Below are 11,917 nucleotides of genomic sequence, written 5' to 3'. Positions count from 1 at the left end.
TGCGGCCATCCTTTTCTACCATCTTAATTAACCTAAAAAAAAACTTATCATGCCAAAATTAAATGAATACCTGGGAGGAATTGTTTCAGAAATTGCTTCCTCCCGAAAAATGGCCGATCTGCAGACTTTACAGATTGCCAGAGAATATGCTCAGGATGAAATGCTGAAAAATTTTTCTATCCCTAGAATGAAAATAGGAACGGTAGACCTTACTATTCCTTTTGCCCAGGGAGGTGTTTTACCCATTCTCAAGCTGAGAGATTTCGCTTATGATGAGATTACCAAAGTGATGAAAACGAGCTACAATGCCGGCGATACTTCAAGCGACCAGAAACTCAGGACTTTTCTCCTCGAAATGGAAGTATATTATGATGACACTATCAACGAAATAAAGAAAGAAAATACGACGACTCTTACAGTAGAACAGGAAAAAAGATTTGATATCGTTCCTCAGTATATTACGGAGTTTTGTCTGGATCTTCCGAATTTCAAATGGGATCAGGTAAAATCTGATACACTCCAGAACAGCCTCAGGGACCGCACGCTTTTTGAAGCCAGAAAAATCATCGAAAAAGTAGAAGAAAATGAGGTTATCGTAGAAGCCAGCAAACTCATGAATATTGATCCCAAGTACCTCATCTATGCCAAGATGAGCATAAGTGAATCCGGGATGGAATGGTCGCGTTATGAAGACATTAACGGAAATATTGTTGAAACTTTAATTCCTGAATAATGAGAAAATCACAGTTTATTTTGGTCAGCCAGCTGAAAGAAAAGCTGCTGGAGTTTCCAGCAATCGTTTCTTCTCTGGAAAAAAAAGATCCTTACTTCATTGATAAAATCATGCTTTGGTTAAAAGCTTCGGAGAATATCTTTTCAACATACAATATTAGTGAAGTGGCCGAACTGGCAGGATTCAGAAGTAAAATTATTGCGGCAAGAATGGTAGAAGGAAGAGGCACAAACATTAAAAGAAACCAGATAAAAACTGCCGCCGGAATCTTGTACGATGTTCAGAATACCGTCCTCAGCGTACTGACACCTTATGAGAAAAAGATGAACGAATGCCGGGAAATTGTAAAGCAGCTCCTTGTAATTACCGCTCAGACCCATACGCAGATTTATAATCAAAGCCAGCCGTTTGAAGATTTTATCAGAAAAATCTGGATTTATATTTTATCTGATAATGACCTGAAAATCGGCGCCGTAAAGCTCAAATCACTGCTCTCTGAAATGGATATTTTCATGCTCATGGGCGACGAAATAGATTTAAGCGACTTTACCTAAATAACTCATTTTTTGAGTTATTTTTTTTATCACGTCAAGTTCTGTCGCCACCCGTTTATATCTTTGAATCAGAAACTAATAACCATGAAAGCTTCAATACCTGCCCAGATTTAATCTGATTTTATTTAAACTAAATGATAACCCGAGTCTAAATCAATATAACATGGAAACTCCAAATCACAGCTCAGATATTGCTTTCGATGAAGACCTCTACACCATCGACTGGAGCGACATCGAAAACACGGAAATCGATTACGAAAACTGCCTGAACGATATTGAAAATTTCTTCAGAGAAGATTTCAAAAACGACATTCTTGATAAGGATTTGTAAAGCACATATCCCTTTTTAGCCCTTCCTTTCCAGCATACGATCATTCGTCATTCCCCATGATGAACAGCCAGAAAAATGCCTGAAATTACATTAAAAACTAATATATGAATAAAATTAAACCCGGAATCTAAGCAGGAGCCTTGCACAAACTGTTCAACTAAATTATTAACCCTAAAAAACAAAATGCATGTAAAAAGAATCAGCTGTAAAAAAAATAGAACGCATACGCCTTCTAGCGTAATTATTTTCATTTAAATCCTTATTTAAAAACTGTTTAACAATTAAAAAATTAATACAAATGGCAATAGAAAGTAGTAAAAACAATACTTCACAGACACTTTTCAGATTCGTAAGCTTACGAAATCCACAATTAACCGAAACAAAAAAAGAAAATCTCGGGTTTATCTTAAGACCTTCCACTCTGACGAGCTTTTTTGATAAGCTGGTAAATCCTGCTGATTCTGCACTGGCTAAATTCCAATCCCTGGAAAGAGCGGCAAAAAGCTTTTCTACCAAAGGATATGAATCGGAACTGAACATCGAACAGGGTGTTTTTGCAGACGCCTTAAAAATTGGGCGAAAAATCTCCAGAAAAGAAATTCTTCTGGAAGCAGAACAAACTAAAGCGAAAACTTTATATACCAGCACAGCCATTCAGGCTAAAATGGCCGAATTATGGGACAACCTTATCTTTCAAACGGTTACCGAAAATAATTTTTATGTAAAAGAAGCAATCATTCATATTTTGAGAGCTCTTCATTACGGATACGTGAGTACGCTGCCTCCCACGCTGGATCTGGTAAAGCTAAATGGGGAAAACCTTCTGGCAAAGGCTCTGGAAGCACGTGTCGTGTTGCCCATGAAATTTTTCGGAGACGGATACGAAGGCACCGCACCTTCAAAAAGAGATCCTATAACGAATACCGAACTTCCGGTATCGGTTCAAAGCCAGTTAAGAGCCGAAGGTGATAAAATATCAGATGTTTCAAAACTGAATTTGTATAAAGAAAGGCTTTCCGGACTAAAACCCAAGCTGGAAAAAATTCAGGCAGAATATATAAAAGCTAAGAACAAAGCGTATGAAACCGCACAGTTGGCTTATAAAGATAAATATAAAAAGGAGATCGACGCCTATAATGTGCAGGTTGAGCGCATCAAAGCCCAGATTACGGAAGGAATGACCCAGGCGGAAATTGACAAACTCTATTTAAGCCTGCAGCCTTTAACAATTCCTCCGTTTGGATTTGTTTTTAAGGACGAGCTTAATTTCGAAGATTTTGTTGCCAAGCTTTCTTTAGATGATCTCAAATTATTTGTAAGCATTTTCGCCGAACCTGAAAGCGGAAAAATTCCCTTTGACGGATATGATTTCTTAAATATTACTGTTTCCGCAAACAGAAAATTAAAGCTTGGGGAAATTACCGTTAAAATGAGTGATTTCTACGATACGTATGCAGAAGTTTTCGAAAAAATTGACCAGGAGCTGTCTGCTGCGACTCAGCAATTGCTTCAGAAGTCGCCTCTTCAGGAACAGAAATATCTTAACCTGGGGAATATTCTGGTACCGGTAAGCAGCTCAAGAAGCAGTCTTTCCGAGACCGTTCCAAGATCTTATTATTTAAATGCAAGCTATAGCCCCGTCAGTTCAAGAACGCCAGCCTGCCTTACCTTCTATTACCAGGCAGAAAGCAGTTCATGGAGCTTAGGATCTCTAAAAGTTTTTGCCAGTACGGATTTTGGAAGATTTGAGGAAGCTTATTCGGGCATTGGCATTCTAGACAACAAAGTCACACTTCCTCCGTTATTGACGGATAAATTTGGAAAAACGATCCGGTCATTAGTCATCCAGATTTTCTTTAACAATGGCAAGAAGGCAACCCTGGAATACACAGACCTAACGATCAATCAGCCTTATACCGGAATTTTATATTCTGAAGAATCATAAAACACCGGCGGAGAGACAACAGCGCAGCCAGGCGTATTTTTTCCAAAGCATTTTGGAGTCAAAAGATTAGGAATTGCCGATTATCTTAAGGTGGTACAAACCACCCACGCTTATGTTCCCGGTGAGGTGACTCATATTGAGAACATTATGGCCAAAGAATTTAAGCAAAAATCAACCAGAAAATTACGGAGAAGTGAAATTCAGACGACGACTTCGAAATCGACAGAAAGGGAAAATTTAAACGATACGACCTCTACCACAAGAAATGATATGCAGTCTGAAGTAGCCAATATCATTCAGCAGGACATCAATGCAGAGGCTCATTTTAATTATGGCGGAAATTCTTACCAGGTCGGAGGCAGCTTTGCCTCGCATAATGCCAAAGAAAACAGTACCCGACAGGCCATTGCAAAATCCCAGGAAATCACTGAGAAGGCTACCGAGAGAATTTTAGCCAAAGTAGCAGAAGAAAGAGTAGAAAAGATCATTGAAGAGTTTGAAGAAAATAATGCGCACGGATTTGACAACAGGAACGGCGACAAGCATGTGATCGGCGTCTACCGATGGGTAGATAAGAAAATGAAAAACCAGATCTACAACTATGGTAAGCGTACGATGTTCGAATTCATGATCCCCGAACCGGCAAAATTACACCGCCTGGCCACCGCAGCTACCGTAACAGAAACATTAACGGCGCCTGTTGATCCAAGAAGAGCCGATGCGCCCTGGACGATGGCCGATTCTAAATCAGCTACTGTGGTTCAAATACAGCATTGGGCCAGTATTTATAATGTAAAACTGACGGAACTCATCGATTCGACCAAAAAATTTACCACAGGGCTGCAATGGATAAAGCTCAATGGTGATGGTGGCTATAAGCATTTAACGATTGATATTCCCGCCAATTACCAGGCAAGTCACGTAAAAATGTGGTATGGCTTTGAAAGAAACAGAGGAGGAGGAAGTGGTTTATCGACCAGCAACTTTAGCGGGGGCATGGCTTATTTTTCTAACGGAAGCACTTCCATCGATGCTGTTGCAGAATTTTCTCCGCAAAATGTCACAGGCAACTATGATTTCGTGTATCAGGGTTCGAATATTGACTCCGTAAATTTCAATTTTGAAATTACCTGTAAACTTTCCGATGCCTATATGAATGCATGGAAACAGGAAAACTTTGATGCCATCATCAAAGCTTATCAGGAGGCTTATACTGAATTTGAAGAGAAGAAAAAAGAACTGGCCGCAGAGGCAAAAGAACAGGAAGAAGCCAATAAGGAAAAACTATCCAACTTCTATCGTGATATGGAAAGGGTTATTCTTAAACACAACTGTATCGCTTTCTTGCTCCAGGATTATTCAGCATTGGGTAAAAAGCTTACCAATGGCGCTAAAGCCATGCAGGATTTCAGTATCATTTTAGATAACAACCTGGATCAGTACACTGCTTTAGCCAAATTTATGGAACAGGCTTTCGAGTGGACCATCATGCAGTACACTTTCTATCCGTATTATTGGGCAAACCGTGAAGAATGGCAGAATATGTATTTGTCTGAAAGCGCAGATCCTCTATTCAGAAGTTTTCTGCAGGCGGGTATGGCGAGAGTGATTGTGACCGTAAATCCCGGATTTGAAGATGCTGTTCAGTTCTTCTTAACAACCGGAAGAATCTGGAATGGTGGCGAAGTGCCGGTTATCGGAGATCCGATGTACATGAGCATTGTTGATGAAATGCGCGAACCGTTAGGGGTAAAACAGGGAAAAGCATGGGTTACAACTTTGCCGACTTCGCTTAATATTCTCCAGAAAGATTCGGCTGGCCTGGTGACGGCTACGGCTTTACCGTTCACCAAGGAAAATCCTGCCGAGTTTGAAGTTCCTTCCGATGTTGTGACAGAAACCGAATTTTCTATTGTTGAATCTCAGCTGAATTCAGGCCAGGACAAATTTGTAGACAATATCGAACTGAATAAAGGATTTCTTCAGCTCACCACAAACGATGATCCAAAAGAAGTTGTGGCCCAGCTCCCTTTATCGGCACTGAAAGAAGCCCTTCAGTAATTTAAAATCTGAACTTTTCCTGAAACTATAAATCCCCTTCCCACCATGGAAGGGGAACAGGAAAAGATTGTTTAACACAAAAATGAAACCTAATGAATTTTCAGGATTATTTAAATGAAATACAGGATTTTGACGGCGCCTCACAGCAAGAACTTCTGGCAGACTGGCAGAACGGAAACATCCTGGATTTCTCTTCAGTGATGGAGCAAAACAATAAAAGCTTCCAGGATTTCCTTAATACCCAAAGCACAATGTCACAACCTATTCAACTCGGAGAAACCGTGAGGGGGATGAGCAATGTGAGTCCATTGCTACAGATACAGCCTCCAAACAACAGTAAAACAGCACAATCTATCAAAAATTGTTATTTCATAGATGCGCAGACAGAACAAAAAGGAGATCTTACTGTTATAAACGATTTGAAAAAGACAACTAAAGATCGTTATTTGTACACCTCTTTAGATTTCTTTTTTGATAAAAATCTTAATGGAATATGGGACCCTGATGAAAAACTGATGTTTACCGTTTATTTTTTCTTCTCCGACGATGGGAATAAAGTTCGTGAGGCATACAATGCGTCAAAATTAGGAGAAAATGATATTTATTTTTTTATTGAAGGTGATGAAGATTTCTTCTCTTCCAAAAAACTTTATGCTAAAGTTTCTCCGTTTGTAAAAAAACAATTCTACAATAAAGACGGAGAACCGGACGAAAGATTCTTTAATTCCTCAGTAATGAACTCTCTATCAAGCAATACAGCCCTTGGTACAGATATAATAAAAGAGCTTCTTGAAAAAGGAAATATTGAAAAGACCAATGTAAACCTGGAGAATATTTTAACAACTCTTAAACAGGGACTTCTCTATTTCTTTTCTACATCAAAGGCACTAGGATGGGTTTGTAATAATATAGGGAACGGTTTGGATTATCTTAGAATAGCAGATGACTTTTGGGATACCCAAAGTGAAGATTATTTTTTTGACAAAGATAATATTCTCAAAACGATCATCATTACAGATGACTTTCTCAATGATATCGATAAGCTTTTTGTAGATAAAAAAGGATTGGATCTCCATGACATTACGCCTCATATCCTTGAAGAATACATTAAAAAATATTCGAACGCAATAAAAACATTTATCAGAGATTATAACAATTTCATTACACGAGAGGTAGAAGCGGTTTATAGTTCCGCAGATAACGAATTGGGTAACTTCCTGGCAGGAAAAATGCAAATGTGGATTGCTTACCGTTGCGGATTGTGGAATGGATTAGTAGATTTTATATCTTCGCTCTTTAAGTTAATAGGAAGTATCCTGGAAGCGCCATTTAACACAATCCTGGACTTTCAGGGTGCTATGGAAATCCTGGATAATATCTATGACTTTTTATTTGGAGGAGATTTTTGGGATAATTTGGGAACCGCAGCCTCGGAGATGTATGACAGGGTGCTGGATTTTTGCAAAACCCACAATAAAGAAGATTATGATTGGGTAAGGATTTCTTATATTGGAGGAAGCGGGATTGCTTTTATTGCCAGTTTTTTTATACCTTTTACCCAGGTTCTGAAAGTTGCTAAATTAGGCAAAATTGCGGAAATCGTTGAAGCGGTAAACAAAGAAGTCGGAGCAGCTATCTCTGCCGCGGCAAAGTATGGGAAGGATCAGGCATACAGGGCACTGTCCGCTTTACTGGAACTTTTCTCAAAAGGAGGCAATGGGTTGAAAAAATTCCTGCAGCAGGTTTGGAACGAGCTTCAAAAATGGTTTTTAAAAGCAAGATATAAACTTTCCAAAGCCAAAGAATTTTTAGGATTGGGCTTTAGCAGGGAGACAGCAGAGACTTTAGGAAATCTTGGACTGAAACCTAAGCTTGGTTTTCAATCGACCGCAGCCCCAATAAATGTTCCGTATGGAAACTTTATAACACGATTGGAATATAAAGGGTTTACGGTTTTTACTGGAAGTAAAAAACAAGTGGACGTTCTTGCTAAAGAGTTAAAGGAAATGGGGGAAGAAGCTGCAATAAAATATTTGGACAATTTATTGCAAAAGATTACTCTTAGAGATATTGGTGTTTCAGAAGTAGCTGTTTCCAAATTTTTATTGGGAGAATATGTATCATTTGAGTTTGTATCAAGAACTTCAGGATATGTATCAGGATACATAATTAAGGTGGGAAATTTATTACGGTGCCATATATTTTATACTACAGATCGATCAGGAAAGGCTTTAGTTACTTTTATGCAATATAGGACTAAGGTATTTAATATTGCTAAAAGTCTAAATCTTACACGTGCTGAACTAGGTGGTTCAACAGTTATTAACAATGATGTATTAAAATTTATTAAGAACCAACAATTTGATAAAAAATTAATGGAAGTTCCTGAAGTACTTGGAGGAAATCCTGGTGAAAAAATGGAAGTTTATTTTAAAGAATTTGAAATTAAATAATTAAAGTTATGAAAGATAGAAATTATTATCAGCAAATTAAAAAAAATGGAAAAAACGTTTTTGAAATCTATTTAGAATATAAAAAAACGTTGTCTCCTTTAGAATCGATGAAGAAAATGAGAAAGGATTTTCCTCAAATAACTTTTGAAGAAGCAAAAGAAATAATGATAATCTGTGATACGAATTATAATTCCATAGAAGAATATCAAGGAAGTATCTTAGAGGATATAAAAAAAATTATAGAAAATTAATTTTTAGCAGTCTTCGGGCTGTTTTTTTCTTTTACAATAGAAATCAAAAATTTTTGAGACTTCTTAAAGACCGTTTGGAAAACTTTAGAAAAGCGGTTTTTAAAAGCAAGATATAAACTTTCCAAAGCCAAAGAATTTTTAGGATTGGGCTTCAGCAGGGAAATTGCAGAGACTTTAGGAAATCTTGGACTGAAACCTAAAACTACTTTCCAGCAAACAACATTCAATGCAGGTATTTATGGAAACTTTATAACCAGACTTGAATATAAAGGGTTTACGGTTTTTACAGGAAGCAAAAAACAGGTGGAAGCTCTTGCTAAAAAACTAAAGGAAATGGGTGAAGAAGCTGCTGTGAAATATCTTGATGATTTACTGGAAGGCATTTTTATCATAGGAAGACGATTTGAAGAACATGTAGAAGACGGGCACATCCGGATAAAGAAATATAAAGCTGAAAATCTTGTAGAAGAATATGAATATCTGGCCAGTCGAGGAGGAAAAGCAGCAGAAAGGGGATTTAATTATAGTCCTACGGTAGGAGGTTTTCATATTCTAAATAAGCTGAATAATAAACTGGTAAGAATTGCAGAAAATCTTGGTACTAAAGTATTACCAACAGGAGAAACAGTTCGCTTAGCGAAAATAGAGTATTGGATACAAGAAATGGGAAAATGGGTTCTAAAGAAAGATACTCACACCTTTTTTCCTAGCAAATGGGACATCAATAAAATAAAGAAAGTAGTGCAAGAAGCGAGTGAAAATGCAAAACAGATAATGGGAAATAAATATCAAGGAATAAGTAAAGAAGGTATTGAAATTGAATTTTATATTAATGAAAATAATAGAGAAATTAGAACGGCGTACATAATCTTTAAACATTAAAAAAAATGGATAAAATAAAATTTATAAATGACCCAAAATTAGGTAAACATGAAGGAGTTACAGATGAAAAATATATGTTATTAGGCCTTTTTATTGGCCAGTTTCGTTTTCCAAATAACATTCAAGAGATCATAGATATTTTGGAAGGAGTAAGAAATGAAAGTAAAACTTGGTTAGAAGCGAATGGTAATCTTATGTTTATGCAAATAGGCTATATGTGCGGAGATTTTAAATGTAGCAAGGATACAGCTTACTTCATCGCAGATAACTATAATTCTACTTCTTATCAAGATTTAACAATGCCATTACAGGAGCTTATTGATCTGATGAAAGATTGGAAAGTATTTATGAGTTAGAACAGCAAGCAGCCAGCAATGGCTGCTTTAATTTTTTAAAATGACTGAATTTAAGAATTGCCTGCAACAGGTTTGGCATATAGAAAGATTAGGTGATCAGGCGGCGGAAGTAGAGCTAACATTAGTAGATAAATTTGGCGAAGCAATTTTAAAAACTGCTCGTAAAGTAACTAAAGAAGGTAAAGAAATTTACATTGATTATTTTATAAATGGGGAACACTCGGGGTATTTACAGATTATGTCACCAGAAGAAGCCGCTTTACATCAATTACCAATTAATTCAGGAGAAAAAATTATTTACGGGGATATTAATATCAGTAAAGAAGTTACTGATAAATTTGCAGAAATAGGTAAAGTGATATTGGATGACACTTATGAATTTATGAAGAAAAATAAAGAAATAGGTGAAGCAGATGGAATGATCGGTTTCTGGAAAACAGATGGAGTGTATAATCCTTATGGAGGACAATCGGTAAACCTAAAAGCTTTCTGGGAAGCTGTAGATAATGGAATGTCCTACGAAGAAGCTGCTTACGAAACTTTTTCAGGGAAATGGGCAAAAGCTAAAGGATTTAAAAAGGCTGTTATAAAAGATCCATCAGTGAATGTATTGAAAACTAGAGTCGTTGTAAAATTTATTAAAGAATAAAGTATGAGTAGTATAATAATATCTAATGTAACGGAAAGCGATAAAAGTCCTTTAGATTATTACAAAAATGATAGTTATGAAAAATTTGCAATTGCTTCCAGTACAAGCACCATAGTCCCTTTTTACGAGGATTTATTAAGAACGGTTTTAGGTAATAAAGTAGACGAAACTTTTAAAGATTTCCCATTAAATAAAGAGCAAACAGAGCAGATAATGGCTGTTTTTGAAAAACAGATAGACAACACCTTACCTTTAATAGAACCTGTAGAAGGAAGGAGATATAAAAGTTGGACTTTGGAATGGAAAGGTAAATCGTATGATATGAATCTTAGTCTCATAAGTCCGAAAAGCAGAAATATTCAGGATTTCTACAAAATCGTAACTATTGCAGAAGAATGTTTGGCAGAAAATAAACCAATGTATCTTTCGATAGAATAGTTTACAATGTAGATATAGCTGTAATAGCCACGACTTTATTGCTGATAACTATAATTTTGTAAGACATTTATGAGTTAAAATAATAAAGCAGTCTACAATGGCTGCTTTAACTTTATGAAAAGGGATATTTCTTTTAAAAACTTCCTTCAGTATATTTTGAAATGAGCCGGAAAACTGACTTTTAAATGCCAATACAAAATTCTAATTTAACCGATCACTCTTTAAAACTTATCCACAAAAATAAAACACGACACCTTTTGTCGCATGAAGCCCATATATTTGTGTCAGAAACTTTTAATAATGAAAAAAGACTTTTACCTGACAAGATATGCGTTAATCATCAAAAGATTAGAAAGTTCTCCGGCTACCTACGGACAGCTCGAGGAATATCTGCTCAACTCTTTTGAATTTCAGGACGCGGATATTAAAAGCTATTCGATCCGTACTTTGCAAAGAGACATCCGGGAGATTTCCGACCTTTTCAACCTGTCGATCCACAACAAAAAAAAGGGAGACAACCGGTATTATATCGAAAGCCGACCCATTATGGAAGTCGACGAATACAACCAGAAATTGCTGGAATCTTTCCAGGTGAGCAATGCCCTCAACCTGCACCCCGACTTCTCAGATTTTATCTTTTTTGAAAGCCGGAAACCCACCGGAGTCGAACATTTCTACGATTTGTTTTTTGCCATCAGAAACAAAAGAATCGTTTCTTTTGAGCATTACAATTATAAAAATAAGCTGATGACCTCGCGGAAAGTTCACCCTTTAGCTTTGAAAGAATCCAAAGACCGGTGGTACCTTATTGCCATCGATACCAAAGACAAAGCCCTGAAATCCTTCGGCCTCGACAGGATCAATTACCTTGATGTAAGCGACAGGCAATTCAGGGAAAATTATAAGTATAACTTCAGGGAACATTTTAAAAATGCCTTCGGCGTGATGAACCTCACTGCACAAAACCCTCAGAAAATTGTTCTGAAATGCAGCAGGCATCAGGGAGAATATATTAAAAGTTTTCCGCTTCACCAGTCTCAGAAAGAAACAAAAGAAACACCGGAAGAAATATTTTTTGAATTCTTCCTACACCCCACTTACGATTTTATGCAGGAGATTTTGTCTTATGGGAAAGAAGTACAGGTTTTAGAACCGAAGATTTTAGTTGATGAAATCCGTAACCATTTGCAGGAGTCTTTAAGCCGCTATATGAAAGACTGAAACAGATAAAGGATTTTTGACTACATTTACATAAATATATCAC

Annotated in this window: 12 protein-coding genes; all 12 read left to right on the top strand. The window is 36.8% G+C overall.

The window, feature by feature from the left end; all coding sequences use genetic code 11:
- Window positions 1-49 precede the first annotated feature (49 nt).
- The 12 genes from AC0N32_RS02695 to AC0N32_RS02640 all read left to right on the top strand — a co-directional run bounded on the left by AC0N32_RS02695 (window position 50) and on the right by AC0N32_RS02640 (window position 11,874).
- Complete coding sequence (locus AC0N32_RS02695; RefSeq protein ID WP_476392331.1) at window positions 50-733, top strand: hypothetical protein; 684 nt, start codon at window positions 50-52, stop codon at window positions 731-733.
- Complete coding sequence (locus tag AC0N32_RS02690) at window positions 733-1,287, top strand: hypothetical protein (RefSeq protein ID WP_476392330.1); 555 nt, start codon at window positions 733-735, stop codon at window positions 1,285-1,287. The genes AC0N32_RS02695 and AC0N32_RS02690 overlap by 1 nt, the downstream gene beginning before the upstream one ends.
- Before the next feature lie 163 nt (window positions 1,288-1,450).
- Complete coding sequence (locus AC0N32_RS02685) at window positions 1,451-1,618, top strand: hypothetical protein (RefSeq protein ID WP_476392329.1); 168 nt, start codon at window positions 1,451-1,453, stop codon at window positions 1,616-1,618.
- A 298-nt stretch (window positions 1,619-1,916) separates the two neighbouring features.
- A complete protein-coding gene (locus AC0N32_RS02680; protein WP_476392328.1) occupies window positions 1,917-3,563 on the top strand; it encodes a hypothetical protein in 1,647 nt (548 codons plus the stop codon).
- A gap of 90 nt (window positions 3,564-3,653) precedes the next feature.
- On the top strand, window positions 3,654-5,624 hold the full coding sequence (locus AC0N32_RS02675) for a hypothetical protein (RefSeq protein WP_476392327.1): 1,971 nt from the start codon (window positions 3,654-3,656) through the stop codon (window positions 5,622-5,624).
- A gap of 92 nt (window positions 5,625-5,716) precedes the next feature.
- Window positions 5,717-8,077: a hypothetical protein gene (locus tag AC0N32_RS02670; protein ID WP_476392326.1), complete on the top strand. Its 2,361-nt coding sequence runs from the start codon at window positions 5,717-5,719 to the stop codon at window positions 8,075-8,077.
- An 8-nt stretch (window positions 8,078-8,085) separates the two neighbouring features.
- The gene (locus tag AC0N32_RS02665; RefSeq protein WP_294304454.1) at window positions 8,086-8,328 is read left to right on the top strand and encodes a hypothetical protein; all 243 of its coding nucleotides are present in this window, start codon (window positions 8,086-8,088) and stop codon (window positions 8,326-8,328) included.
- Between the two features lie 144 nt (window positions 8,329-8,472).
- A complete protein-coding gene (locus AC0N32_RS02660) occupies window positions 8,473-9,210 on the top strand; it encodes an EndoU domain-containing protein (RefSeq protein ID WP_476392325.1) in 738 nt (245 codons plus the stop codon).
- A gap of 5 nt (window positions 9,211-9,215) precedes the next feature.
- Window positions 9,216-9,566 (top strand): hypothetical protein, encoded by a 351-nt coding sequence (locus tag AC0N32_RS02655; RefSeq protein ID WP_476392324.1) that lies wholly within the window; start codon window positions 9,216-9,218, stop codon window positions 9,564-9,566.
- Window positions 9,567-9,606: 40 nt separating this feature from the next.
- Window positions 9,607-10,215: a hypothetical protein gene (locus AC0N32_RS02650; RefSeq protein WP_476392323.1), complete on the top strand. Its 609-nt coding sequence runs from the start codon at window positions 9,607-9,609 to the stop codon at window positions 10,213-10,215.
- A gap of 3 nt (window positions 10,216-10,218) precedes the next feature.
- Window positions 10,219-10,653, top strand: coding sequence for a hypothetical protein (locus AC0N32_RS02645; RefSeq protein WP_476392322.1), 435 nt, complete (start codon window positions 10,219-10,221; stop codon window positions 10,651-10,653).
- Window positions 10,654-10,953: 300 nt separating this feature from the next.
- Window positions 10,954-11,874 carry a helix-turn-helix transcriptional regulator gene (locus AC0N32_RS02640; RefSeq protein WP_476392321.1) on the top strand — a complete coding sequence of 307 codons (921 nt, stop codon included), beginning with the start codon at window positions 10,954-10,956 and terminating at the stop codon, window positions 11,872-11,874.
- Window positions 11,875-11,917: the final 43 nt, after the last annotated feature.

This window comes from Chryseobacterium endophyticum (genome assembly GCF_056333165.1).
This window is presented reverse-complemented; position numbering and strand designations above follow the sequence as displayed.

What these genes read in the sequence shown, in the direction of transcription:
- AC0N32_RS02695 (WP_476392331.1), top strand. Translation starts at nt 50, where the DNA reads ATGCCAAAATTAAATGAATACCTGGGAGGAATTGTTTCAGAAATTGCT.
- AC0N32_RS02690 (WP_476392330.1), top strand. Translation starts at nt 733, where the DNA reads ATGAGAAAATCACAGTTTATTTTGGTCAGCCAGCTGAAAGAAAAGCTG.
- AC0N32_RS02685 (WP_476392329.1), top strand. Translation starts at nt 1,451, where the DNA reads ATGGAAACTCCAAATCACAGCTCAGATATTGCTTTCGATGAAGACCTC.
- AC0N32_RS02680 (WP_476392328.1), top strand. Translation starts at nt 1,917, where the DNA reads ATGGCAATAGAAAGTAGTAAAAACAATACTTCACAGACACTTTTCAGA.
- AC0N32_RS02670 (WP_476392326.1), top strand. Translation starts at nt 5,717, where the DNA reads ATGAATTTTCAGGATTATTTAAATGAAATACAGGATTTTGACGGCGCC.
- AC0N32_RS02665 (WP_294304454.1), top strand. Translation starts at nt 8,086, where the DNA reads ATGAAAGATAGAAATTATTATCAGCAAATTAAAAAAAATGGAAAAAAC.
- AC0N32_RS02655 (WP_476392324.1), top strand. Translation starts at nt 9,216, where the DNA reads ATGGATAAAATAAAATTTATAAATGACCCAAAATTAGGTAAACATGAA.
- AC0N32_RS02650 (WP_476392323.1), top strand. Translation starts at nt 9,607, where the DNA reads ATGACTGAATTTAAGAATTGCCTGCAACAGGTTTGGCATATAGAAAGA.
- AC0N32_RS02645 (WP_476392322.1), top strand. Translation starts at nt 10,219, where the DNA reads ATGAGTAGTATAATAATATCTAATGTAACGGAAAGCGATAAAAGTCCT.
- AC0N32_RS02640 (WP_476392321.1), top strand. Translation starts at nt 10,954, where the DNA reads ATGAAAAAAGACTTTTACCTGACAAGATATGCGTTAATCATCAAAAGA.